Raw genomic sequence first — 23,381 nt, forward strand, 5'->3', positions numbered from 1 at the left:
AAGACCATGCGCAAGACAGCTCTCGTCTCGGCCCTCGCTCTGCTCGCCGCCATGGGCGGTGCGCGGGCGCAGGAGGAAAAGGTCGTCAACGTCTACAACTGGTCGGATTACATCGCGCCGGATACGGCGGAGAAGTTCGAGAAGGAAACCGGCATCCGCGTCGTCTACGACGTCTATGATGGCAACGAGGTGCTGGAAACCAAGATGCTGACCGGCGGCTCGGGCTATGACGTCGTCTATCCCTCGGCCTATCCGTTCCTGAAGAACCAAGTGAAAGCCGGCGCCTTCCAGCCGCTCGACAAGGCGAAGCTTTCCAATATCGGCAAGCTCGACCCGCAGGCGCTGAAGCTGATTTCCGGCGCCGATCCGGACAATACCTACGCCGTGCCCTACATGTCCGTCACCGACGGCATCGGCTACAACATCGCCGCCGTGAAGCAGCGCATGGGCAACGCGCCGGTCGACAGCTTCGCCATGGTCTTCGATCCCGCCATCGTCGAGAAATTCGCCGATTGCGGCGTCGCCATGCTCGATGCGCCGGCCGAGATCATCCCGATGGCGATGAACTATCTCGGCATCGATCCGCATTCGACGAACCCGGACGATATCGCCAAGGCGGAAGAGCTGCTTTTGAAGGTGCGCCCGCACATCCGTTACTTCCATTCTTCGCGCTATATCAACGACCTCGCCAATGGCGATATCTGCCTCGTGCTCGGCTGGTCGGGTGATATCCTTCAGGCCAAGGCGCGTGCAGCCGAAAGCGAAAAGAAGCTGGAGATCGCCTATTCGATTCCCAAGGAAGGCACCTTGATCAACTTCGACACCATGGCCGTGCCGAAGGATGCGCCGCATCCGGAAAACGCGCTCGCCTGGATCGATTTCAACATGCGGCCGGAGATCGCGGCGGCCAATTCCAGCTATGTCTCCTATGCCAATCCGATCCCGGAATCGCTGCCGCTGATGGACCAGGCCGTGGCGAAGGATCCCGGTGTGTTCCCGCCTGACGACGTGAAGGCGAAGCTCTTCGTGGTGGAAACGAGCGACGCCAAGCTGCTTCGCCTGCAGAACCGCCTCTGGACGCGGGTCGTCTCAGGGCAGTAAAGGCAGCGCCCGGCCTCCGTCGCGCGCGGCGGCCATCAGCTCGACCTGTGAGTGGATGCCGAGCTTGCGGTAGACCGTCTTGATGTGGTTGCGCACCGTGCCGGGCGAGATGGAAAGGTCGCGCGAAATGGTTTTCGCACAGCCGCCGTCGATGAGGAGGAGGGCGATCTGGCGCTCCCGCGTGCTGAGCTCGCCAAGCGACAGCGGACTTTCGCCTGGTGGGCGCCATTGCCGCCACAGCCGCTCCAGCACCATGCGGGTCGCCTCGGCGGTGGCCTCGGCCATCGCCACATCCTCGGCGCCGAAGGGTCGCGCACCACGGCGGCGCAGATAGGTGACGAAGCCTGCGGCATTGCGGTCGAAATTGAAGACGCCGGTGATCTCGTCGAAGCTGCCCGACGGTTCGTAGAAATCCCGGTAATAGGCGCTGGTGTGGAAGTCACCCTTGTCGAGCGCGGAAAGCGGCAGCAGGAAATCCTGCCGCGAGCCGGCAAACCGGCGGAAGAACGGGTCCTGCTGGTATTTGCGCGTATCGTAATTGTGGTTCCAGTGGTCCGGGTCGCGCTCGTAGATGGTGATCGAGGCGCTGTCGCGCAGATAGAGGCCGATATAGACCTGATCGGAGGCAATGAGATCCCGCGCGCCGGCGGTGAAATGCGCCGAAATCTCCTCGGGCAAGGTGGCGCTGACGGCGGAGGCGATGCCGCTGCTCCAGCGCTGCAGCTGTTCGAAGGTTAGGTTCGGTCGCATCGCGACAGGATAGACGGGGCGGCCGGGAATTCAAGCGGCCTATCCGAAGGGGTGGGCTGGTCGTCAGCTTCCGCTGTCCATGACGAGCGGCGCGCTATGCAGGTAGCGGGCGACCTTGCGCTTTGCGGCGATATCGGTCCAGACCAGTTCGACCTGGCTTGAGCTGAGGCCCGTCGCTTCGGCGATCGCTTCGGTCGGCAATCCATGGTTCAGCCCGTAGAGGCAGATATCCATCTTGTCGTAGGGCAGGGCGAAGTAGAATTCCTCCTGCGTCTGCGGCAGGGAATAGGTGTCCGTCGTCGGCGGTCGCGCGAGGATTTCGGCGGGCACGCCGAGATAGGCGGCGAGCTGATAGACCTGCGACTTGTAGAGATGGGCGATCGGCTTGAGATCGGCCGCGCCGTCGCCGTTCTTCACGAAGAAGCCCTGATCGTATTCCAGCCGGTTCGGCGTGCCGAGCACGGCGAAATTCAGCCGGTCGGCATGGTAATATTCGAGCTGCTTGCGGCTGCGCTGCTTCATGTTCGTCGCCGCCACGATGCCGAGATAGGCGCTGGCCGGCAGGCGCACCTTGCGCATCTCGCCCTCGGGCGTGCGCACGACGAGCGAGGAAATGTTGTAGCCGCCCGTCGTCATCGTGCTGTCGAAGACGATCTTCGAGGCCCACCCGTCCCCATATTCGGGCACGGCTTCGCGGATGGCGGCATCCCGGCGTGCATAGCAGCCCATGGCGGCGAGTGCGGGGCCGATATCTTCGAGCGTGCTGTCGATGCCGAAGGTGTCCGCGACGGCGCGGCCGAGCCGCAGGCTCTCCGGATCGGAATCGTTTTCCGGCATGTAGAGGGCGAAGACGTTCTTCGCGCCGAGTGCCCTGGCGGCGAGCGCGGCGCACAGGCTGGAATCGATGCCGCCCGATAGCCCAAGCACCAGCCCACGCTTGCGCAGATCAAGCCTCAGCTTCTCGCGCAGCCATTGCGAGATGCGCTCCACCTCGGCGGTGGGATCGAGTACGAGGGGGGCGAAGGCAGGAATAGGGGGCATCATTTGGATCCTGTCGGGTTGGCGGGCAGGGCGACGAGGCGGCGGCTGGCCTTGCCGCTGTCGGTTTTGGGCAGAGCGTCGCGGAATTCGAGCGACTTCGGCACCATGTGGTCTTCGAGATGGCGGGCGCAGAAGCGCAGCACCTCGCGCTCGGTCAGCGATGTATCCGAAGCGACGACGACGGCTTTGACGGCCTCGCCGAGCATCTCATGCGGCACGCCGACGACGAGCGCTTCGGCAATGCCCGGCATGCGGCACAGCACTTCCTCCACCGCCTGCGGCGCGACCTTCTCGCCGCGCGACTTGATGATATCGTCCATGCGGGAAACGAAGGTGAGATAACCATCGGCATCGGCGGTGAAGAGATCGCCGGTGTGGAGGCGAAGCGTTCCGGTACCGGGCGCGGGACGCAAGGCGCGGTCCGTCGCCACGGCATTGCGCCAGTAGCCGCGCATGACATGCGGCCCCTCGATGACAAGTTCTCCAATCCCGCCGGGCGCAGCTGCCTCGCCCGCCTCGTCCACCACCACGGCACGCGTGCCGGGTATGGCAATGCCGACCGAACCGCGCTTCGTGTCAATCTTGTCGGGCGGAAGCCAGGTGGCGCGGGTACATTCGGTCTGGCCGTACATGCAGAAGAGTTTGGTATGCGGCAGGAAGGCGCGCAGCCAGTCGAGATGGGCGAGCGGCAGGGCGGCGGCGGCGCTGGTGACGTAGCGCAGACTCGCAAAGAGCGACGCATCGAGGTCGCGCGCCTGCATCATCATCGCCGCCATGGCCGGCACGATCGGGAAGCCGGTGACGTGCTCGTTGCGGATCGTCTCGAAGATGGCCTGTGGGAAGGCGAAGGATTTTTCGATGACCAACGTAGCGCCTGACAGCATCGCGGTCACCAGCTGGTTGAGCCCATAGCCGAAGGACATCGGCAGGACGACGAGGATGATGTCGGCGGCCGTGTTTTCTAGGTAGTGGGTGATCGACCGCGCAGCGGCGTCGAGCGTATTGTGGCCGTGCATCACGCCCTTCGGCTCGCCGGTCGAGCCGGACGTGTAGATCAGCGCGGCAAGGTCGGTATCGGCAAAACGATCGGTCAGAACGAAGGGAGCGGCCTCCAGTGCGGCATCGAAGCTCATGCCCTCGCCGGTGACGAGGCGCGGCAGGGCGCCAAGCGCGGGGCTCTCTTCGACAAGCCTTTCCAGACGGCCTTCGACGATGACGAGCGCGGGCTCGCAATTACCGGCGATGGCGGCGAGCCGTTCGGCTTTCGTCGCGGGATTGACGGGGCAGATCGCGGCCCCCGCAATCCAGGTCGCAAAAACGGCGACGGCGGTGCGCCAGCTATTGTCGAGCAGGACGAGCACGCGGTCTCCGCGTCGGACGCCTTGGGCATGAAGCGTCGCCGCGAGACGCCGGGAAAGATCGAGCAGGCGACCGTAGCTAAGACGCACCTCGCCGGAGACGATCGCCGTCTTCGCGCCGTCCCGCGCAGCACTGGCCTCGAGGGTGTGCTCGATCCGCATCGCGTCTCAGGCGGCTTGTTTGCGGGCGATGAAGCCGGCGATGCGGTCGATCGTATCGAGATTGGCGGGCACGATATCGGCGTCCGCGATGGAGATGGCGAAGCGCTCCTCCAGGAAGCCGACCAGTTCGAGAATGCCGGTGGAATCGATCAGGTCGTTGTCGATAAGCGATAGATCAGGCGCGAGCGGATGGCTGTCGTCGCCGAACAGGAAGTTTTCCACGATGAAGGCGCGGATGGCGGTTCTGGTTGCGTCGGACATGTCCGGGATTGCCCCCCCTAGGCTTGGTGTGTCGACGGCGCGGCCGCGCCGAGAAGCTGCGTCGAAAGAATACCGATGAAGGCGGCGTTGTCGCGGAAGCCGCTTGCCTGCCCCTTGAGGACCTTGTCCTTCAGCTTGGCGACCGCAGGACCATTGAAGAGGCCGCCTTCGGCAAGCCGCACCGGCGAAAGGATATCATCGAGATAGGCCGGCGTGCCGGGTGCGGCGAAACTTTCGCTATCCGGCGCGCGATAGGGTTGCTTCGGACGGTCGATGATGGCGTCTGGCACGAGACCGCGGGCGGCCTCCTTGAGAATGTGCTTTTCGCGCAGGCCCCGCAGCTTGGCCTCCGGCGGTAGATTGGCGGCGAAGGCGACGACGCGGGGATCGAGGAAGGGGAAACGCCCCTCCACGGCATTGGCCATCATCACCCGGTCGCCTTGGCTGGACAGGATATAACCGGGCAGCAGAAAGGCCGTTTCGAGATATTGCGCCTGGTGCAGCGCATGCCAGCGGCTGAAATCCGCCGGCAATTGGTCCGCGAGGTCGGCGGCGGCATCGTAGTCGCCAAGTGTGTTCTTTAGATCGGCCGAGAAGAACAGTTTGGCGGCCGCCGTCGAACGGAAGCGGGGGCGATGAGAATAAAGCGGATCGTCATGCGCTTCCGCACCGAAGGCGAAGAAGCGGGCGAGATAATCCGGCGATTGCTGCTGCAGGCCCGGCAGATAGGGATAGAGGCGTTGGAAGAGACGCGGGCGCCGGGCTGACTCCGGCTGGCGGCCGCAGAAGCGGCGCACGCGCGCCTCGCGGAAGAGATCGTAGCCGGCGAAGATCTCGTCTGCCCCTTCGCCTGTCAGCACCACCTTCATGCCGCGCTCGCGCACGCGGGCGGCAAGCCGGTAAAGGGGCACGGGCGCGGTACGCAGGATCGGGCATTCGATATGGCGCATCACCGCCGGAAGGCTGTCGGCGATGGCCGCCGTGGTGCATTCCACGCTGTCGGCTTCGGTATCCAGCGTCGCCGCCATCCGGCGCTGCCAGCTGCTTTCATCATGCTCCTCGCTGCGGAAGGTGAGCGAGAAGGTGCGCAGGCCGTGGGTGACGGTGCGCGCGGCAAGTGCTGTGATCAGCGAAGAATCGAGGCCGCCGGAGAGATAGGCGCCGACGGGCACATCGGCGCGCAGCCGGATGCGCGTGGCATCGGAGAGCAACGCCCGCAGCTCCTCCGCCTGCTCGCTTATCGGGCGGGTGGGTGGCGCGTCGGCGCGGTCGGGATAAGACAGTTGCCACCAGGGGCGGATGGTGTGAGTGCCATTTTTCACCAGCATCAGGTGGCCGGGCGGCAGTTCATGGATGCCGCGATAGGCCGTGCGCGGTGGAATGGGGCACCAGAGCGTGAAAATCTGGTCGAGCGCGACCGGATCGGTCTCCGCCACCATGGCGGGAAGCGCAAGCAGCGCCTTGATCTCCGAGGCGAAGAACAGCGCGCCCTGATGCTCGGTGTAGAAGAGCGGCCGCACACCCATGCGGTCACGCGCCAGGAGCAATATGCGGCTGCGCGCGTCGTGCAGTGCAAAGGCAAAATCGCCGTTAAAATGTTCGAGGCAGTCGATGCCCTCGGCCTCATATGCTTTCAAGAGCACTTCCGTGTCGGAGCTCGTCCGGAAGCGCTGACCACGTGTCTTGAGGTCTTCGCGCAGCTCGAAGTAGTTGAAAATCTCGCCGTTGAAAGAAACGGCGATGTCCGAGTCGTCCGAGACCATCGGCTGGGCGCCATCGGCAAGGCCGACGATGGAAAGACGGGTATGGGCAAGGCCGGTATCGCCGCGCACAAGCATGCCCTCGCCGTCCGGTCCCCGGTGCCGAAGCGCCGCGACCATGCGGGAAAGGTAATCCGCGCCCTGTTCAGCCGAAAAATGTCCTCCGTGATAGCCCGCTATCCCGCACATGCCGGGCTACTCGAAACGATCGCCGATGAGGCGCGTCCAGCCCTCGCCGGCCAAGCCGTTGAGGAAGGGCTGGCCGTGTGTCAGGGCCGCGAGTATCACGGGATCACGGGCATGCACGACGGTCGAGGAGGCGTGCAGGAAGGCGCATTTCTTGCCGATCATCGCCTGCAGCAGTTGCGGCTGCGTGCGGCCGCGGATCGCGACGAGGCCGCGCTCGTAGGCATTGCGGATAAGGCAATCGACGACGATGGACTCCTGCCCCGGCGCCGCCATGACCTGCACGGCACGCCCGATGCCGCCGGGATTGCCGTAGTAGAGGTAGAGGCCGACCGGCTTGCCGGTCCGGGTGCGGACAATGTGCTGGATGCGCTCGCCATGCAGTGCTTTGCGTTCGGCATGACCCAGCATGCCTTCCAGCGTGGCCTGATCCCAGACCGGGCGCAACGGGAACGGTTTGACCAGATCGCGGCAGAGTGCTGCGAATTCGGCATTGTCGGCCGCGGTCGCCTCGAAAGCATCGGCCTTACCGGCGCGCGGCGTGTAGTGCGACCACGACTGATTGTCGTCTTGCCGGCAGAAAATGGCATCGCCGAGTTTCGCGAAAGGCCACAGCAGGCGCACTGCCGAAATTTTTGCAGCGGCCGCTTCCAGCACGAAAGCGGCGGGCTTGAGGACGCGCAGCCATTCCAAGCTGTAGGGGGCCAGCACACCCGCCCGCATCGACCGCCACATGTCGGTGGAGACGTCGTTGGAGGTCTCGCTGAAGGAAAGGTCTTGAGGCCCGGAGAGGGTGTCGCGCAGCAGGCGGGCACCGGCAAAGGGATCGCTGTCGCGATCGTCGCTGGCAAACGTGCCGCAATTGGCGGCCAGCAGGCGGCGCCCTTCGAATTCCATTTCGACGGGCAGCACGCCGAGGAAGCCCGAGACGGTGCCGTCGGCGCGGACGTGCACGCGCGAGACCAGACCGGTGTCGCGGCTGGCCTCGCCGAGGAAGAGCGTTTGCAGATAGGTTTTCAGCGCGTCGCTTGCCGGCGCGTCGGTCTTGCGCAGCAGCCGTTGGAAAAGGCTTGCCACCGCATCGACATCTCCTGCCTCAAACGAACGTACGCTCGACATCGCGACCCACTCAGATCCTGTGCCATTCCGGTTCGCGGCAAAGACTTGCCGTCCGCTTTCCTTACGTGAGGAGCGTGAAGAAAGGGTCAAGACGGGAGAAACGGCGCCGCTTTGAGGCGGCGCCGGTTCGTTTTACATGGCGTGTCCGCCGATATAGCCAAGCGAAACCGCTGCCATCCACGCTGCCATTGCAATCATCATCAGGTTTTCCGTCAGCGAGATGAAGCCAAGCGGAACGTTGCTTGCGCCGCCGACGCAGGCGCATTTCAGTTCACGCTTGTCGATATAGACGGCCTTAAACACGGAGGCCGCGCCGATCGTGCCGATAAAGAGGGCGATCGGGACTGACAGCCAGGTCAGCGCACCCGCCACCATCAGCACGCCGGCAAGGCCTTCCGCATAGGGGTAGATATAGCTGTAAGGCACCCAACGCTTGGCGAGCAGGTCGTAGTTGAGGAACATGGTGGCGAAGCTTTCCACGTTCTGCAGCTTGAGCAGCGCCAGCACCACCATCGAGAAGGCGATTAACCATTCGGCGGCACGCAGCGTGAAGGGCGAACCGCTGACGGCATAGCTTGCCGCCATGGCGGTCAGCGCCGTCAGCGTGAAGAGCACGACGACCGGCCGATAGGTGGTGGCTTTGGGGTCGGCGACGGGTTTGCCGAGATAGCGGCGCAGATCATCATAGCCGCCGACCCTGACGCTGCCGATGAAGACCTGTGGCGTGGTGGCGACGCCATGCTCGGCCTTGAAGGCGTCGGTCGCTTCACGGGTCGTCAGGTGACGGTCTTCCACGTCGTAGCCCGAGCGCTTGAGCAGGTCCTTCGCCTTGAGGCCATAGGGGCAGGTGTGGCTCTCCATCACCATCCGGTAGAGAACGGCCTTCTTGGTATCCTGGGTTTTGTCCAACATCTCACGTCTCCTGTCTTGTGAAATCGTTGGCAGGACTATAGGTTCCGTACCATGGTACGGAGTCAACAGCCAAAAGAGCTCACGATCGGAAAATTGGCGGCGGCGGCGGATGTCGGCGTCGAGACGGTGCGTTTCTACCAGCGCCGGGGCCTGCTTTCGACGCCCAAGCGCATCGACGGTTTCCGCCACTACGGCGAAAGCGACGTCAGCCGCCTGCGCTTCATCCGCCAGGCGCAGGCGGCCGGTTTCACGCTGGAGGAGATCCGCCAGCTGCTGGCGCTCGATTCCGGCGAGGATCGCGCGGCGGCACGCGAGATGGCGTCAAAGCGCCTTGCCGAGCTCGATGCGCGGATGGAGGCGCTGCAACACGCCCGCGCTTCGTTGCAGAAGCTGGTTTACGAGTGCGCCATCGGCAAGACTGGGCCATGCCCGATCCTCAAGTCCTTCGGCGCCTGATCCGCAGGCATTCAGGCGGCAGATAGTTCATCGATGAGGCGGGCGAGCATTGCGTCGCAGCGCGAAAGCTGCTCCGCGCTGACGAATTCGTCCGGCTTGTGCCCCTGGTCCATGAAGCCGGGGCCGCAGATGGCGGTGGACATGCCCAAGTCCTGATCGAAAAGCCCGCCTTCGGTGCCGAAAGCGACCTTCAGCGTCTCGTCGTCGCCGAGGATCCTCTTGAGGAGGGTCACGACCGGCGCATCCGCGCCGGTGTTGAGGCCTGGATAGCCCGAGACGGGCTCGATCTCGATACAGGCCATGGGAAAGCGGTTGCGGTAAGGTTTGGCGATGGTCTCGGCATCCGCCGCGATGCCGGCGAGGATGGCGTTCGGGTCGTCCTCGGCGATGTTGCGGATCTCGAAATCGATCTCGCAGCGGTTGGGCACGATGTTGAGCGCGGTGCCGCCCTGCATCATGCCGGTATGGATGGTGGAATAGGGGATGTCGTAATCGTCGTCGCGTGCGCCATGGTCGGCCAGCGCCTCCTGCCGCGCCTGCAGCGCCTGGATGAAGGCGGCGCCGAGATGGAGCGCGTTCAGCGCGTTGGGGGCGAGCGCCGAGTGGCCCTCCTGACCGTGGCAGCAGGCACGCAGGGCGAGCTTGCCCTTGTGGCCCGTGGCGATCTTCATGCCCGTCGGCTCGCCAACGATGCAGAGCGCCGGCCGTTCGGACCGCGCCGCGAGTGCCTCGATCATGCCGCGCACACCGATGCAGCCGATCTCCTCATCATAGGAGAGCGCAAGATGCAGCGGACGCTTCAGCGGGCGTTCGGCAGCGAGCAGCATGGCGCGCAGCGCCGATGCGACGAAGCCCTTCATATCCGCCGTGCCGCGACCATAGAACCGGCCGTCCCGCTCGGTCAGCGTGAAGGGATCGCGCGTCCAGGCCTGCCCCTCGACGGGCACGACATCCGTATGGCCTGAGAGCACGACGCCGTCAGGCCCCTCCGGGCCGATGGTCGCGAAGAGGTTGGCCCTGTTACCATCGGGATTGGCGAAACGTTCGATGCGCGCGCCGGCGGTACGCAGCAGTTTTTCCGCATAGTCGAGCAGCGCGAGATTGGAGGTTCGCGAGATCGTCGGCTCGGCAACGAGGCGGGCGAGGATTTCCGGGGTCGAGGGGATCATGCGCCCATCCGTCGTAAAGTGGCAGGGGGGCATGACTGCCCCTCCATCGTCAGAGATCGCCCGGCACGCCGTAGCTCGGGGCGCCCGAGGGGTTGAGGGCGCGGGTGACATAGGCGTCCATCTCGCCGCGCCAGCGCTCCCAGAGTGCGGCGCATTCCTCGATCGGGTCGCCCTCGGTCCAGTCGACGCGCAGGTCCGCAACGTTCCACGAGACCTTGTCGACCATGACGAGGCCCATGGAATGGACAGGACCTTCCTCCCCGCCCGCCGCAATCGCCGCGCGCATGGCTGATATCAGCCGGTCGCCGAGATGCTGGTCCTTGGCCGCCTCGAAGGCGTCCACCATCTTCTGCGGGATATCCGTCGTCGTCAGCATGTTACCGGCCGCAACAACATTGTTACCACGTGCCGTTGCATGGGTTCCCAGCGTTTTCGCGCCGGAATAGCTTGCCGTGCCGCCTGCCGCATCGACGAGCGCCAGCTGGCGGTATTCGATGTTGGGGGCCTCGGCGACGAGGCGTGCCAGCGCGGCCTCGGCGGAAAGCCCTGTAGCCATCAGGTCCAGCCCCTTCGGGCCGAGACGTGGATCGGTAACATTCTGGGTCGAGACCGCGCCGATGCCGGCACGCACATGGGCGCAACGCGCCGCGACACTCGGCGAGGACGAGGACACGGCGATGCCGAACATGCCGGTCCTCTCGCAGCGGCCGGAAATGGAGAAGGTCATGCCGCCCTCCTTACGCTTCGTCGGGAATGACGGCGGTCGCTTCGATCTCCACCAGCCATTCCGGGCGGGCGAGCGCGGAGACGACGAGGCCGGTCGAGACCGGGAAGACGCCCTGTAGATATTTGCCCATTTCCGTATAGACGGCTTCGCGGTAGCGGATGTCGATGAGATAGACGACGACGCGGCAGATGTGGCTGAGGTCGGAGCCGGCCTCTTCCAGCAGCATCTTGATGTTTTCCATGGCCTTGCGGGCCTGCGCGCCGGCATCGCCGATATGCAGGCTTTCGCGCGTGTCGAGGTCCTGCGCGATCTGCCCGCGCACGAACACCGTCGCACCCCGCGCCACCACCGCCTGGCAGAGGTCGTTGTTCAGCTTTTGCTCGGGATAGGTTTCCTTCGTGTTGAAGGGGCGAATACGGGTGTGCACGGGCATGTCGGTCTCCTTGGATGGCGATGGGTGGCGCCGCGGCCACCCGCGGCGCAAAAGCGGAATTACTGGAGAAGCTGCGTCCAGACGCGGGTCACGAGATCCTGCGCGGCGGCCGAGCAGGTGCGCGAGAAGGTGATCGGCACGTCGGGATAGAGTTCCGGCGCCTTCTCCTTGGTATTCTCCACCTTGTCCTCGATGACCTTCATCGGCGAGGAGTGCGAGTAGAAGTTCATCTGCTCCGTGGCGTTTTCCGTGGTCGACATGAACTCGATGAACTTCACCGCATTGTCGTGGTTCGGTGCACCCTTCGGGATGACGTAGCTGTCCATCCAGCCGACGAGGCCTTCCTTGGTCATGGCGAGCTTGACCGGCGAGCCGGTCTTGCGGGCGCGCAGCGAATCGCCGTCCCACCAGAAATGGGCTGAGACTTCGCCGGAGGCGAGGCGGCTTGCGATATTGTCGGAGGAATAGACGGCGACATCAGGCTTCTGGGCCATCAGCAGGTCGAGCACCTTCTTCATCTCCGCCTGGTCTTCCGAGCAGAAGGGCACGCCGAGATAGAGCTGGGCGGCGCCGATCACCTCGTCGGGATAGGAGAGAAGCGCGATCTTGCCCTTCAACTCGCCCTCGGGCTCGAAGAAGTATTTGAAGCTGTCGGTCGGGCCCTTGTACTGGTCGGTGTTCACCACGAAGCCGGCGGTGCCGTAGGCGAGCGGAATGGAATAGTCCTGCGTCTCGTCCCACCACTGATTGCGCCACTTCTCCTCGATGTTCTCATAGGCCTTCAGCTTGCTGGCCCCGAAATTCTCGATGATGCCCTGGTCGATCATGACGCGCAGGAAGTGCTGCGAGGGGGTGGCGATATCGTAGCCGGAGGAGCCGGCCTGCAGCTTGGTCAGCAGGTCCTCGTTGGAGGTGAAGCTGTCGACATTTACCTTCACGTCGTTCTCCTTGGAGAACTTTTCGATGAGGGCGGGCGAGATGGATTCGGCCCAGGCGTAGATGTTGAGTTCGCCGGCTGCCTGCGCGCTGGTGGCGAAGCAGAGGGCGAGGGCTGTGGCTGCAAAGTATGTCTTCATCTTATGTTCCTCTCTTTGATTATGGTTCGGCCCGGTTATTGGTCAGGGTTGTCGCGTGTGCCGCGTGCCGCAACGAGAAGGGCTGCGGTGGCAAGGACGAGCGAGGCAAGGATCAGCAGCGTCGCGATGGCGTTCAGTTCCGGCGAGGTGCCGGCGCGGATCAGCGAGAAGATATAGACGGGCAGCGTCGTCGAGCCGCCTGTCGCCAAGAGATTCGAGGTGATGAAGTCGTCCATCGAAATGAGGAAGGCGAGCATCGCGCCGGAGAAGACGCCGGGGAAGATCAGCGGCAGCGTCACGCGGCGGAAGGTCGTCCAGCGGTCGGCATAGAGATCGGCGCTTGCCTCTTCAAGATCGAGCGACATGCCCTGCAGGCGGGCGCGGATCGGCAGGAAGGCGAAGGGCGTGCAGAAGGCGGAATGGGCGACGATGAGCCTGATAAAACCGTTCTGGATATCGAGCAGCGAGAACAGGATGAGGGTCGCGACGGCCAGCACGATCTCCGGCAAAAGCAGCGGCAGGTTGACCACCGTCTCGGAGAGCTTGCGGAAGCGGACGTTCTTGCCTCTGACGATGGCAAGCGCCGCCGAGAGCGCGATGAGCGTGGAGACGAGGGTCGCCACGGCGGCGATCGTCAGCGAGGTTTCGAGCGCACTCATCAGCGCGGCATTGTTGAGCGCCGAGCCGTACCATTTCAAAGAAAAGCCGGTCCACACGCCGGCGACGCGGTTGGCGTTGAAGGAATAGACGACGATGACGGCGAGCGGCACATAGAGATAGAGGAAGAAGAAGATCGTGAGCGGGCGAAGTCCCGGATAGCGCTTGACGTCGTGGCGGATGCTCATGGCCGGGCCTCCCGGCGGGCGGCGCGCAGCGCCGTGTCGATCAGGAAGAGCATGACGAGGGCCATCAAGGTCATGGCGATGGCCGCGCCGAAGGGCCAGTTGCGGCCGCCGCCAAATTGCAGCTGGATCAGCGAGCCCATCATCATCTGCTTGCCGCCGCCCATCAGCGTCGGTTCCAGCACGGCGCCGAGCGCCGGCACGAAGACGAGGATGGCGCCGGCGACGAGGCCGGGGGCGGTCAAGGGCAAGATGACCCGGCGCAGCGTGACCCAGCGGTCGCCGTAAAGATCGTGCGAGGCCTCGATCAGCGTGCCGTCGAGCTTTTCGATGGAGGCGAAGACCGGCAGAACCATCAGCGGCATGGCGGTATAGACCATGGCTGTCAGCGTCGCGCCGTCGTTGAACATGAAGCTCATGCCGGCGGGAAAACCGAACTGTTCCAGCAGGCTGGGCAGGGTGCCGTCCTTGCCGAGGATGATCATCCAGGCATAGACGCGGAGAATCATCGAGACCCAGAAGGGCAGGGTGACGAGATAGACGAGGATTGCCTTGCGGTTCGCGGGCTGGCGCGAAATGAAATAGGCGACCGGCACGGCGAAGAGGAGACAGATCAGCGTGGTGGCGCCGGCCAGAAGGAAGGTGCGGCCGATGATCAGCAGATATTGCGGGGTGAATTCCAGCTCCCCGGTCCAGCCCTCGTTGAACAGGATCTGGCTGTAGCCGGCGAGGTTGAAATCCCAGGTGAAGCCGCCATAGGCGCCGCGCGTCGCCACCGAGACCGCGGCGATGATGAAGATCGGCAGGATCAGCGCAAAGCCCATCAGAAGCCGCGACGGCAGCAGGCCCCAGAAAGAAAGGTCGTGCCATAACCGGGCGCGCGGCGCGCGCTCCAGTCTGGCGGGGGCGTTGAGGGCGCTATCCGTCATACCGCCAGCACCCGTGCGGAGCCCGCGACGAAGCCGACCGGAACCGTCGCGCCGAGCGGGATCGTATCGCCTTCGCGCGAAGCGTTGCGGCGCGAGGCGCGCAGCTCCGTGCCCGCGACGTCGAGCGTATAATGGGTGTAGCCGCCCATATAGTTCTTGTTGGTGACGCGGCCTTCGAAGGTGATGCCTTGCGCCTGGTTGCCGAGATTGATCTTCTCCGGCCGCACGGAGAGCGTCGCGCGGCCCTTCGCTGTGATGCCGGCCGCCGGCACGGTGATGTCGAGGCCGAAGGGCGTGCGGACGGTTGCCTGACCGCCAAGCGTTTCCAGCACCTCGATATCCAGAAAGTTCGTCTCGCCGACGAAATCGGCGACGAAGCGGTTGACCGGTTCCTCGTAGATTTCCGTCGGGGTGCCGATCTGCTGCACCTCGCCGCCGCCGAGCACGGCGATGCGGTCGGACATGTCGAGCGCCTCTTCCTGGTCATGCGTGACGAAGACGAAGGTGATGCCGGTATCGCGCTGCAGCGTGCGCAGCTCGTCACGCATCGCCTGTCGCAGCTTCAGGTCGAGCGCCGACAGCGGCTCGTCCAGCAGCAGCACCTCCGGCTCGGGGGCGAGCGCGCGGGCAAGGGCGATGCGCTGGCGCTGGCCGCCGGAGAGCTTGGTAGGCTTGCGCGTCGCCATCGCCGACATGTGGACGCGCTCCAGCATCTCGCCGACACGGTTCTTGATGCGGCCCTTCTCCCAGCCGAGATTTTCTAGGCCGTAGGCAACGTTCTGTTCCAGCGTCATATGCGGGAAGAGGGCGTAGCTCTGGAACACCGTGTTGACGCGCCGCTTGTGCGGCGGGATCGAGACGACCTCCTGGCCATTCAGCAGGATCGAACCCGTATCCGGGTTTTCGAAGCCGGCCAGCATGCGCAGGAGCGTGGTCTTGCCGCAGCCGGACGGGCCGAGCATCGTGAAGAACTCGTTGCTGGCGATATGGAAGCTGACTGATTTCAGTGCCTGATAGGCCCCGAAGTGCTTGGAGACGGACTGGACTTCGATGGCCTTGGCGTGGGTCATGCCGTGATCCTTACGCCGGCTCGAGCTGGGTGACTTCGCGGCGGAAGGGCAGGGCATCGCCGATATCCGGCGTATCCAGCTCCCGGGCATAACGGTGGCCGGCATAGGTCGCCCAGGCGATGGGCGCGGGGGCCGCGGCATCGCCGATGATCTTCACCGACTTGATCCCGGCGTCGGCCCAGTCGGCCTGACGGGCGATCAGGTCGTTGTAGAGCGCGTCCTCCGAAAGGCGCGAGGCGACCATGACGACGGCGTCGCAGCCGATGGCGGTCTTGCGCCCGGTATAGGTGCAGTTGGTCTCGACCTCGCCGGCGCGAATGGCGGTCACGCCGCGGTTGAGGCGGATGTCGACGCCGAGATCGTCGAGGCGGACATGGATTGCGCCCTGTTCCAGCGTGTTGCGCGTCCAGTCGGAGACATAGGCCGATGGTGTGACGAGGATGACCTTGGCGCCGGCCTTGGCCATCACCTCGGCCATGACGCCGCCCATGTAATAGTGGTCGTCGTCATAGACCACGACGGTCTTGCCGGCGAGATTTTCGGGATGAACCTTGCCCATGATGTCGTCGGGCGTCCAGACGGTCATGCCGGCGTCGATCGGCATCGGCACGACATGCTGGCGGGCGACCCCGTCGCGGCGCCAGTGCGAGCCGGTGGCGATGGCGACATGCTCGAAGCCGAAGCCGAGCACGTCGTCGGCCGTCAGGCGGCTGTCGAAATAGGTCTCGACATTGGTGCGCTGGGAAATCTGGTACTGGCGGTAATCGACCACGCGGCCCCAGGCGGAGAGACCGGGCAGCAGCCGTTCGCGGGCGACACGGCCGCCGAGCGTGGTGGTGGCTTCCGCCAGCGTCACGTCATAGCCGCGCATCGAAAGCGCGCGGGTGGCTTCAAGACCCGCCGGGCCGGCGCCGACGACGAGCACGGTCTGGCTGTCGCCCTTCTCGTTCATGCGCTCCGGGTGCCAGCCCTTGCGCCATTCCTCCATGAAGGTCGGGTTCTGCGTGCAGCGGCTGATCGACATGGTCATGTCGCCGGTGATGCACATGTTGCAGCCGATGCATTCGCGGATGTCTTCGATGCGGCCTTCCTCGATCTTCTTTGGCAGGAAGGGATCGGCGATCGACGGGCGGGCGCAGCCGATGAAATCGAGCACGCCCTGGCGGATCATGCGCGCCATCACGTCCGGCGAGGTGAAGCGGCCAACGCCGACGACAGGCTTCGACGAGAGCTCGCGGATGCCCCGGACCAACAATTCCTGCGCGCCCTCCTCCTTGAAGCGCGAGGGGCCGGAACAGTCTTCCCAGGCGCCATGAGCCAGGTCCCAGAGGTCCGGCAGGTCGGCATTCATCTCGACGAATTCGCGCACTTCGGCATTGGAGAAGCCGAGTTCGCCAATGGTCTCGTCGAGGCTGACGCGCATGGTGATGGCGGTCGTATCGCCGACGGCGTCACGGATATCGGCCACCACTTCACGAGCGAAGCGCGAGCGGTTTTCGAGACTCCCGCCATATTCGTCGGTGCGCTGGTTGGTAGCCCGCGACAGGAAGTGCTGGAAGATGCCGAAGCCGTGCGCGCCGTAGAGACAGATCAGGTCGAAGCCGGCGATCTTGGAGCGCTTGGCGGCGTTGACGAACCAGCGGCGCAGGTCCTTGATTTCGCCCTTGTCCAGCGCGCGGGCCTGGACCGGATCGTTGGTGAAGGTGCGGATCGGCAGGGCGGAGGGCGCGAGCGGTACTTCCTTCGTGTAGAAATTCGGGCCGTTGATGCCGGAATAGGCAAGCTGGATGCCGGCGAGCGCGCCGTGCACCTTCATGGCGTCGGACATGCGGCGAAGGCCGGGAATGTCCTTGTCTTCCCACAGGCGCAGCTCGATGAACGGCGTGATTTCCGAGGTGTGGTGCATCTCGGTCTGTTCGGTGAAGATGACGCCCCAGCCGCCTTCCGACTTGATGCCGCGCATGGCCGCGGCCGCGGACGGGTCGCGGTAGCCGCCGCCATTGCAATGCGGAACCTGATAGAACCGGTTTTTCGCGATGTGCGGGCCAATCGCGAGAGGTTCGAACAGGATATCGTATTTGGCGTCGCGCATGGCAGTCCTCGGGGTTTCCTGGCTCTATTGGATTGGGCAACGGGCTTGCGGTAAATGACGCGTTCCGGAAACATGGATTAGGTTCAGGCTAATCAGGGTCTGCCGTGTGGCGGATTCCTGATTTCAATCTCCGCGCGAAGGCGCGACCGCATGGTGGCGACCGAAAAATTCTCTTTTATTTTCACCAGGTTGTGAAGGGGATAGGCTCGAGCCTCGATGCTGCAGACATGCGGGATCGCACCATTCCATCTCCGATGCGCGAAAACCGGGCGGCGCGCTGCCGCCCGGACAGGCGCCTGCCTAGTATTTCACCCACACGGTTTTGAGCGCGCAGTACTTGTCGAAGCTGTGGATCGAGAGGTCGCGGCCAAAACCGGACTGTTTCACGCCGCCGAACGGCGTCATGGCCGAGAGGGCATCCACCGTGTTGACCGAGACCGTGCCGGCATTGAGGCGGTCGGAAACGGAGAGCGCGCGCGACAGGTCCTTCGTCCAGACGGAGGCGGCGAGACCGTATTCGCTGTCGTTTGCCATGCGCAGCGCCTCCTCGTCGTGGTCGAAGGGCGTGATGGCGAGCACGGGGCCGAAAATCTCTTCCCGCGCGATACGGGCATCAGGGGCGACATCGTTGAAGATGGTCGGCTGGATGTAGCAATCCGAGCCGTCGCGGGTCTCGCGCTCGCCGCCATGGGCGAGGCGGGCTTCCTTGCGGCCGATGTCGATATAATCAGCCACGCGGTCGGCATGGGCCTTCTCCACCAGCGGCCCCATGCGGGTGGCAAGATCGAGCGGATCGCCGAGCGGCCAGGCGGCGGTGGCGGCGATGACCTTCTGGGTGAATTCCTCCTGCACGGAGCGATGCACCAAAAGGCGCGAATTGGCCGAGCAGACCTCGCCGGAATTGAACAAGATGCCGAAGGCGGCCATCTCGGCGGCCTTGTCGAGATCGGCATCGGCGAAAACGAGGTTCGGCGATTTGCCGCCGGTCTCCAGCCACACCTGTTTCATGTTGCTCTGGCCGGCATAGGTCATGAACAGCTTGCCGACCTTGGTCGAGCCGGTGAAGACCAGCGCGTCGACATCCGGATGCAGGCCGAGCGCCCGGCCGGCATCCTCGCCGAAGCCCGGCACGACATTCAGCACGCTGTCCGGCAGGCCGGCCTCGGAGGCGAGCTCGGCCAGCATCAGGGCGGAGAGCGGCGATTGCTCGGCCGGCTTCAGCACCACGGAATTGCCGGTGGCCAGCGCCGGCGCAAGCTTCCATGTCGCCATGTCGAGTGGGAAATTCCACGGCACGACGGCGCCGATGACGCCGAGCGGAACGCGGCGGATGAGGGCGAGATCGCCGCGGCCGGTCGGGGCGATCTCATCATAGAGCTTGTCGATCGCCTCGGCATGCCACTGGAAGAAATGCGCCGAGCCGGGCGCGTCGATGGTCGAGCTGTCGCCGATCGGCTTGCCGACATCGAGCGTTTCGAGCAGGGCCAGTTCCGGGATGTTGTCGCGGATGAGGGCGGCAAGCCGCAGCAGAACCTCCTTGCGCTCGGCCGGCGATTTGCCAGACCAGCGGCCGTCATTGAAGGCGCGCCGTGCGGAGGCGACTGCGGCGTCGATATCCTCGGCGGTGCCGCGGGCAACAGCCGTCAGGACCTGCGCATTGGCCGGATTGATGGTCTCGAACCGGCCGCCCTTCACCGCATCGCGGAACTTGCCGTCGATATAGACGCCGTTGCGGAATTTCAGGCTTTGCGCGCGGGTGCGCCAGTCGATCGTCGTGGTCATGAGCTGCCTTTCTGGTCCTTGGGGCGAGCAGCGGAGACCGGCAGGTCCATGACCATGTCACCGATCTTCTCGCCGCAGAAATCGATGAAGCGGCGCACCGTCAGAGCCGGGCTCGCGCCCCCCATGGAGAGGATGCCCATGCGCATGGGGCGCAGGTTACCGGTGAGCGGCACGAAGGAGAGCTTGCCGCCGTCCAATGCATAGGTGGAGACGGGGCGGATATTGGCGATCGAATAGCCGAAACGATTGGCGACCATGGCGCGCATCACCGACATGTCGCGGGTGCGCTCGACGATCTGCGGCGTCAGTCCCGCCTCGCGGAACAGCGAGAGGAAATAGGCCGAGCTGTGCGGCAGATCGAGCAGGATCATCGGATGGGGTGCCAGATCCTCGATTGTTACGGCGCTGCGGTCGGCGAGCGGATGATCCTCGTGCAGCACCGCATAGGGCGGCAGCACGGCCAGCTCGTGGAAGGCGATGTCGGCGGGAATGTCGAGATCATAGGACAGCGCGATATCGAAGCGCGCCATGCGCAGCCCTTCCAGGATGCGTGCCTGATCGCGCTCGTACTGGAAGAAATCGACATCAGGATATTCGTCGGAAAAGGCGCGCCGCAGCGCCGGGATGACGGCCTGCGCGAAGGTGACGAGGCAGGCGACATGCAGCGGCCCGCGGATTTGTCCGGTCAGTTCGTTGGAGAGCGCATTGAGCTTGGCAGCCTCGCCGAGGATCTGGCGCGCCTGCTCCACGAAGGTGTGGCCGGCCTGCGTCAGCGACAGACCATGGGCATGGCGGCGCACGAACAGCGTGATGCCGAATTCCTTCTCGAGCTGCGAGATCGCCGCCGAGACGGAGGGGGCGGAAACGTTCACCCGCTCGGCCGCCTCGGTGACGGAGCCATATTCCCCGACCGCGACGAGATATTCCAGTTGCCGGAGCGTGAAGCGCAACGCCATGTCTGTTCCCCTGTTGAGGCCCCAATTAAGGAACAGATTTTTCTGCGCGGGAAGAGCGTGGCTCTCCGGGCTGTGGATGAAGCGGCGGAGGCCGGGGGTATGGTCTCGCATCATCGCATGCTCGTCTCTCCAGCGGCCGCGTTCAACAGCCTCAGGAGGCCGCGGCTTCCGCCCCGGTTTTCTCGTCGCTGCGGTGTTCGGCTATATAGCCGGCCAGATAATCTGCATCGTGCCAGCAGCCCCAGATGAAGGAGGAGGCGCGGCGCGACAGCCAGGGCAGGCCGACGAAGAACAGGCCCGGCACTTTCGACACGCCGCGCTCATGCACCGGCCGGCCCTTTTCATCGAGCGCGTCGAGCTTCAGCCAGCTGTAGTCGACCGCATAACCCGTCGCCCAGATGATGGAGGTGATGCCGGCTTCCTTGAGGTTCAGTGCGAGGATCGGATCGGTCACGCAGACCGGGTCCGGCTCTCTGTGACGGGCTTCCGGTTCTTCCGGCAGGTCGAGATTGTTTTCGGCGGCATAGGCATCGGCGCGGTCGAGCAGCGACAGCTGGTTGGCATCGCCGCGGGCGATGTTGTCGGCAAGATCGGGTGCGATCTGCAGCACGCCGTCCTTGAAGCTTTCCGCCCGGCCGAGCAGGGTCATGCCGCGATTGCCGAGGCGGCGGAAATCGACGGTGTTGCCGCCATAGGCGCCGCTGACGGCGATGGTGACGTGTTCGGTGTTCGGCGCGGGCACCTTGAGGTCCCAGATGCCGAGCACGCCGAGCCACCAGCAGAAATCCTTGCCACGATAGCGGCGCGGCGGCCGGTCATGCGGACCGATGGAGAGATAGACGCGACGTCCCGCGCGCAACAATTCGTCGGCGATCTGCGTGCCGGAGGAACCGGCGCCGACCACCAGAACCGCACCCTCCGGCATCTGGCCGGGATTGCGATAGGTGTTGGAATGGATCTGCGTAATGCCTTCTTCCGCCGGCACCAGCGCCGGCATGATCGGCCGCTGGAAGGCGCCGGTGGCGGAGACGACGTTCTTCGCCTCGATGATGCCCTCGGAGGTCTCTATGCGAAAGCCGCCACCCGCGCGGGAGACGCTCTTGACTTCGATGCCGGTGCGGATCGGCGCCTTTATCATCTCGGCATAGGCCACGAAATAGTCTGCGACCTGCTCCTTCGGGGCGAAGGCATCGTCTTCGAGGCCGGGAAAGGTCATGCCGGGGAACCGGTCGTGCCAGGCGGGGCCGTTGGCGACGAGGCTGTCCCAGCGGGCGGTGCGCCAGCTTTCGGCGATGCGGTTCTTTTCGAGCACGAGATGGGGCACGCCGCGCTTGCCGAGATGTTCGCTCATGGCGACGCCGGCCTGGCCGGCGCCGATGACGAGCGTGTCCACTTTTTCCACTGACATGCCGGCTTCCCCTTGCTTTCCGGTGCGGCGGCCCGTGCGGCCGCGACATGCGAAAGGTGTAGAGGAAGCCTGTTTTGCCCGACATAAGAGTTTGGTTCAGCGCTGATTAGGTGGCCGCTAAGCCGGTTCTAATCCAGGATCGCCATATCGAGCTCCGCCTTACGGCCGAGCTTCGTCATCCACTCCACATATTGCGGCTGCTTGCGGATCTGCCGTCCGTAGTGGCGGCGAAGGGCGGCGGTGAGGTCGCCCTTGCGGCCCAGCTGTTCGTCTGCAAAGCCGATCATCTGCGAGTTCGGCCAGGCCTGCGGTCGGATGGTGGCGAGGCGGTTGAAGAGGTTTTCAGCCTCCTCGTCCGGATTGCCCTGCGCCATCAGGGTCAACATGGCAGCCGTCGAGCGGGAGATGCCCATATGGCAGTGGACGAGCAGATGGCTCGCCGCGTCCCGATCCTGCCGGTTCAGGAAATCCTGCCCGAAGGCCAGGATCGACGCGATGTGATCGGGCCGCGGCCGCACCCGTTCCGGTAGGTCGTCGATGATGTCGTGGAAACGCAGAGTCGTGCGCAGGTGCTTGCCGTAGCTCTGGAAGGCCTCGAGTTCGGGCAATTCCGGATCGAGCAGCGAGAGCACATGGGTTACGTTCCGGGCGCTCTGGCCGGGCAGCTCCTCGATGCCGCAGATGGTGAGCTCCGGAGAAAATACGACGTCCATTTCCAAAATCCTTCACAGCAATTGATTTGCGCAGGATACAGGCGGCCTGTGAGGAAACGAAGGCGTTTCTTGGCCGTCTTGCCCTGCGCGTCTTGATCGTTATCCTGCGGCGCGGTTCGTTCAAGAGGAGAGCAACGGAATGTCGTTTTTTGCCGCTGAAGAGCCCGAATTCTCCACCTTCGTGCTGGGCAATGCGCCGCTGAAGAAACTGGCCGGCGGTTTCGATTGGGTCGAGGGGCCGGTCTGGTTCGGCGATCACGAATGCCTGCTGTTCTCCGATATTCCCAACAACCGCATGTTGCGCTGGAGTGCCGCGACCGGCATCACCCCGTTCCGCGAGCCGTCGAATTTCTCGAACGGCAACACCCGCGACCGGGAGGGGCGGCTGGTGACCTGCGAGCACGGCACGCGCCGCGTCACCCGAACGGAGCATGACGGCACGATCACCGTCATTGCCGACCGTTTCGAAGGCAAGCGGCTGAATTCGCCGAACGATGTCGTCGTTGCCTCCGACGGCGCGATCTGGTTCACCGATCCGCATTACGGCATCGCCTCCGATTATGAGGGCACGCGGGCCGAGCAGGAATTGCCGTGCAACGTCTATCGCGTCGATGCGCTCTCCGGCGAGATCCGCGCCATGCTCACCGATTTCAACTGCCCGAACGGCCTTGCCTTCAGCCCGGATGAAAAGCGGCTCTACATCGCCGATACCGGCCGGATGTTCGAGGACGATCCGCGCCATATCCGCGTCTTCGATGTGGGGGCTGACTGGGCGCTGACGGGTGGCAAGGTTTTTCACACGATCTCGCCCGGTTGCGCGGATGGCATGCGCGTCGATGCGGCGGGCAATCTCTGGTCTTCGGCGGGCGACGGCGTGCATTGCATAGCGCCGGACGGGAGGGTTCTGGGCCGCATCCTGGTGCCGGAAACCGTGTCCAACATCTGCTTCGGCGGCCGGCAGGGCCATCGCCTGTTCATCACCGCGACGACGTCGCTCTATGCCGTCTCCTTGGCCATTCGAGGCGCGGCGCGGCCCGTGCGCTGACAAGCAAAGCGCAAACATTACAAAAATATAACG

Annotated in this window: 22 protein-coding genes; 3 read left to right on the forward strand and 19 right to left on the reverse strand. The window is 64.4% G+C overall.

From position 1 onward, the window contains the following. Positions 1–6: 6 nt before the first annotated feature. The gene (locus tag D0Y60_RS15610) at positions 7–1,101 is read left to right on the forward strand and encodes a polyamine ABC transporter substrate-binding protein (protein WP_117370887.1); all 1,095 of its coding nucleotides are present in this window, start codon (positions 7–9) and stop codon (positions 1,099–1,101) included. Here D0Y60_RS15610 and D0Y60_RS15615 read toward each other — a convergent pair. From D0Y60_RS15615 to D0Y60_RS15645, 7 genes are all read right to left on the reverse strand, one after another. Beyond that, the gene (locus D0Y60_RS15615; protein ID WP_117370888.1) at positions 1,090–1,851 is read right to left on the reverse strand and encodes a LuxR C-terminal-related transcriptional regulator; all 762 of its coding nucleotides are present in this window, start codon (positions 1,849–1,851) and stop codon (positions 1,090–1,092) included. The genes D0Y60_RS15610 and D0Y60_RS15615 overlap by 12 nt on opposite strands. A gap of 63 nt (positions 1,852–1,914) precedes the next feature. After that, positions 1,915–2,892, reverse strand: a complete 978-nt coding sequence (nadE, locus tag D0Y60_RS15620) for an NAD(+) synthase (RefSeq protein WP_117370983.1) — start codon at positions 2,890–2,892, stop codon at positions 1,915–1,917. After that, a complete protein-coding gene (locus D0Y60_RS15625) occupies positions 2,892–4,412 on the reverse strand; it encodes a class I adenylate-forming enzyme family protein (protein WP_117370889.1) in 1,521 nt (506 codons plus the stop codon). The genes nadE and D0Y60_RS15625 overlap by 1 nt, the downstream gene beginning before the upstream one ends. A gap of 6 nt (positions 4,413–4,418) precedes the next feature. Further along, positions 4,419–4,673 carry an acyl carrier protein gene (locus tag D0Y60_RS15630; RefSeq protein ID WP_117370890.1) on the reverse strand — a complete coding sequence of 85 codons (255 nt, stop codon included), beginning with the start codon at positions 4,671–4,673 and terminating at the stop codon, positions 4,419–4,421. A gap of 17 nt (positions 4,674–4,690) precedes the next feature. Then, a complete protein-coding gene (asnB, locus tag D0Y60_RS15635; protein ID WP_117370891.1) occupies positions 4,691–6,622 on the reverse strand; it encodes an asparagine synthase (glutamine-hydrolyzing) in 1,932 nt (643 codons plus the stop codon). Between the two features lie 6 nt (positions 6,623–6,628). Continuing rightward, positions 6,629–7,696, reverse strand: a complete 1,068-nt coding sequence (locus D0Y60_RS15640; protein WP_245409197.1) for a hypothetical protein — start codon at positions 7,694–7,696, stop codon at positions 6,629–6,631. A 174-nt stretch (positions 7,697–7,870) separates the two neighbouring features. Beyond that, positions 7,871–8,650, reverse strand: a complete 780-nt coding sequence (locus tag D0Y60_RS15645; protein WP_117370893.1) for a glutaredoxin — start codon at positions 8,648–8,650, stop codon at positions 7,871–7,873. A 51-nt stretch (positions 8,651–8,701) separates the two neighbouring features. On the opposite strand from D0Y60_RS15645, the gene D0Y60_RS15650 reads away from it, so the two are divergent. After that, positions 8,702–9,106 carry a MerR family DNA-binding protein gene (locus tag D0Y60_RS15650; RefSeq protein ID WP_117370894.1) on the forward strand — a complete coding sequence of 135 codons (405 nt, stop codon included), beginning with the start codon at positions 8,702–8,704 and terminating at the stop codon, positions 9,104–9,106. A gap of 11 nt (positions 9,107–9,117) precedes the next feature. On the opposite strand, the gene argE is transcribed toward D0Y60_RS15650, so the two are convergent. From argE to D0Y60_RS15710, 12 genes are all read right to left on the reverse strand, one after another. Further along, complete coding sequence (argE, locus tag D0Y60_RS15655) at positions 9,118–10,275, reverse strand: acetylornithine deacetylase (protein WP_117370895.1); 1,158 nt, start codon at positions 10,273–10,275, stop codon at positions 9,118–9,120. A 49-nt stretch (positions 10,276–10,324) separates the two neighbouring features. Continuing rightward, complete coding sequence (locus tag D0Y60_RS15660; protein ID WP_117370896.1) at positions 10,325–11,002, reverse strand: DUF1028 domain-containing protein; 678 nt, start codon at positions 11,000–11,002, stop codon at positions 10,325–10,327. A 10-nt stretch (positions 11,003–11,012) separates the two neighbouring features. Further along, positions 11,013–11,435 carry a RidA family protein gene (locus tag D0Y60_RS15665; RefSeq protein ID WP_050743390.1) on the reverse strand — a complete coding sequence of 141 codons (423 nt, stop codon included), beginning with the start codon at positions 11,433–11,435 and terminating at the stop codon, positions 11,013–11,015. A gap of 59 nt (positions 11,436–11,494) precedes the next feature. Continuing rightward, positions 11,495–12,511 carry an extracellular solute-binding protein gene (locus D0Y60_RS15670; RefSeq protein ID WP_117370897.1) on the reverse strand — a complete coding sequence of 339 codons (1,017 nt, stop codon included), beginning with the start codon at positions 12,509–12,511 and terminating at the stop codon, positions 11,495–11,497. A 35-nt stretch (positions 12,512–12,546) separates the two neighbouring features. Then, positions 12,547–13,356 carry an ABC transporter permease gene (locus tag D0Y60_RS15675; protein ID WP_117370898.1) on the reverse strand — a complete coding sequence of 270 codons (810 nt, stop codon included), beginning with the start codon at positions 13,354–13,356 and terminating at the stop codon, positions 12,547–12,549. Next, a complete protein-coding gene (locus D0Y60_RS15680; protein ID WP_117370899.1) occupies positions 13,353–14,282 on the reverse strand; it encodes an ABC transporter permease in 930 nt (309 codons plus the stop codon). The genes D0Y60_RS15675 and D0Y60_RS15680 overlap by 4 nt, the downstream gene beginning before the upstream one ends. Then, positions 14,279–15,352, reverse strand: coding sequence for an ABC transporter ATP-binding protein (locus D0Y60_RS15685; protein ID WP_117370900.1), 1,074 nt, complete (start codon positions 15,350–15,352; stop codon positions 14,279–14,281). Before D0Y60_RS15685 ends, D0Y60_RS15680 begins: the two co-directional genes overlap by 4 nt. A 10-nt stretch (positions 15,353–15,362) precedes the next feature. Beyond that, positions 15,363–17,444: an FAD-dependent oxidoreductase gene (locus tag D0Y60_RS15690; protein WP_117370901.1), complete on the reverse strand. Its 2,082-nt coding sequence runs from the start codon at positions 17,442–17,444 to the stop codon at positions 15,363–15,365. Positions 17,445–17,744: 300 nt separating this feature from the next. Beyond that, positions 17,745–19,226: an aldehyde dehydrogenase gene (locus tag D0Y60_RS15695; RefSeq protein ID WP_117370902.1), complete on the reverse strand. Its 1,482-nt coding sequence runs from the start codon at positions 19,224–19,226 to the stop codon at positions 17,745–17,747. Next, entirely contained in the window at positions 19,223–20,182 is a 960-nt protein-coding gene (locus tag D0Y60_RS15700; RefSeq protein WP_117370903.1) for a LysR family transcriptional regulator, read from the reverse strand. Before D0Y60_RS15700 ends, D0Y60_RS15695 begins: the two co-directional genes overlap by 4 nt. 151 nt (positions 20,183–20,333) lie before the next feature. Continuing rightward, positions 20,334–21,590 carry an NAD(P)/FAD-dependent oxidoreductase gene (locus D0Y60_RS15705; protein ID WP_117370904.1) on the reverse strand — a complete coding sequence of 419 codons (1,257 nt, stop codon included), beginning with the start codon at positions 21,588–21,590 and terminating at the stop codon, positions 20,334–20,336. Between the two features lie 128 nt (positions 21,591–21,718). Further along, positions 21,719–22,303, reverse strand: a complete 585-nt coding sequence (locus D0Y60_RS15710) for a protein-tyrosine-phosphatase (RefSeq protein ID WP_117370905.1) — start codon at positions 22,301–22,303, stop codon at positions 21,719–21,721. Positions 22,304–22,442: 139 nt separating this feature from the next. On the opposite strand from D0Y60_RS15710, the gene D0Y60_RS15715 reads away from it, so the two are divergent. Beyond that, entirely contained in the window at positions 22,443–23,348 is a 906-nt protein-coding gene (locus D0Y60_RS15715) for an SMP-30/gluconolactonase/LRE family protein (RefSeq protein ID WP_117370906.1), read from the forward strand. The last annotated feature ends 33 nt before the right edge of the window (positions 23,349–23,381 follow it).

Source organism: Shinella sp. WSJ-2 (genome assembly GCF_003432075.1).
Taxonomy (GTDB): Bacteria; Pseudomonadota; Alphaproteobacteria; order Rhizobiales; family Rhizobiaceae; genus Shinella.

Excerpts from the sequence above, each read along its gene's own strand:
- nadE (WP_117370983.1), bottom strand. The coding sequence starts at position 2,892 with ATGCCCCCTATTCCTGCCTTCGCCCCCCTCGTACTCGATCCCACCGCC.
- D0Y60_RS15660 (WP_117370896.1), bottom strand. The coding sequence starts at position 11,002 with ATGACCTTCTCCATTTCCGGCCGCTGCGAGAGGACCGGCATGTTCGGC.
- D0Y60_RS15670 (WP_117370897.1), bottom strand. The coding sequence starts at position 12,511 with ATGAAGACATACTTTGCAGCCACAGCCCTCGCCCTCTGCTTCGCCACC.
- argE (WP_117370895.1), bottom strand. The coding sequence starts at position 10,275 with ATGATCCCCTCGACCCCGGAAATCCTCGCCCGCCTCGTTGCCGAGCCG.
- D0Y60_RS15695 (WP_117370902.1), bottom strand. The coding sequence starts at position 19,226 with ATGACCACGACGATCGACTGGCGCACCCGCGCGCAAAGCCTGAAATTC.
- D0Y60_RS15665 (WP_050743390.1), bottom strand. The coding sequence starts at position 11,435 with ATGCCCGTGCACACCCGTATTCGCCCCTTCAACACGAAGGAAACCTAT.
- D0Y60_RS15645 (WP_117370893.1), bottom strand. The coding sequence starts at position 8,650 with ATGTTGGACAAAACCCAGGATACCAAGAAGGCCGTTCTCTACCGGATG.
- asnB (WP_117370891.1), bottom strand. The coding sequence starts at position 6,622 with ATGTGCGGGATAGCGGGCTATCACGGAGGACATTTTTCGGCTGAACAG.
- D0Y60_RS15715 (WP_117370906.1), top strand. The coding sequence starts at position 22,443 with ATGTCGTTTTTTGCCGCTGAAGAGCCCGAATTCTCCACCTTCGTGCTG.
- D0Y60_RS15615 (WP_117370888.1), bottom strand. The coding sequence starts at position 1,851 with ATGCGACCGAACCTAACCTTCGAACAGCTGCAGCGCTGGAGCAGCGGC.
- D0Y60_RS15700 (WP_117370903.1), bottom strand. The coding sequence starts at position 20,182 with ATGGCGTTGCGCTTCACGCTCCGGCAACTGGAATATCTCGTCGCGGTC.
- D0Y60_RS15680 (WP_117370899.1), bottom strand. The coding sequence starts at position 14,282 with ATGACGGATAGCGCCCTCAACGCCCCCGCCAGACTGGAGCGCGCGCCG.
- D0Y60_RS15710 (WP_117370905.1), bottom strand. The coding sequence starts at position 22,303 with ATGGACGTCGTATTTTCTCCGGAGCTCACCATCTGCGGCATCGAGGAG.
- D0Y60_RS15630 (WP_117370890.1), bottom strand. The coding sequence starts at position 4,673 with ATGTCCGACGCAACCAGAACCGCCATCCGCGCCTTCATCGTGGAAAAC.
- D0Y60_RS15610 (WP_117370887.1), top strand. The coding sequence starts at position 7 with ATGCGCAAGACAGCTCTCGTCTCGGCCCTCGCTCTGCTCGCCGCCATG.
- D0Y60_RS15690 (WP_117370901.1), bottom strand. The coding sequence starts at position 17,444 with ATGCGCGACGCCAAATACGATATCCTGTTCGAACCTCTCGCGATTGGC.
- D0Y60_RS15705 (WP_117370904.1), bottom strand. The coding sequence starts at position 21,590 with ATGTCAGTGGAAAAAGTGGACACGCTCGTCATCGGCGCCGGCCAGGCC.
- D0Y60_RS15685 (WP_117370900.1), bottom strand. The coding sequence starts at position 15,352 with ATGACCCACGCCAAGGCCATCGAAGTCCAGTCCGTCTCCAAGCACTTC.
- D0Y60_RS15625 (WP_117370889.1), bottom strand. The coding sequence starts at position 4,412 with ATGCGGATCGAGCACACCCTCGAGGCCAGTGCTGCGCGGGACGGCGCG.
- D0Y60_RS15650 (WP_117370894.1), top strand. The coding sequence starts at position 8,702 with ATGGTACGGAGTCAACAGCCAAAAGAGCTCACGATCGGAAAATTGGCG.
- D0Y60_RS15675 (WP_117370898.1), bottom strand. The coding sequence starts at position 13,356 with ATGAGCATCCGCCACGACGTCAAGCGCTATCCGGGACTTCGCCCGCTC.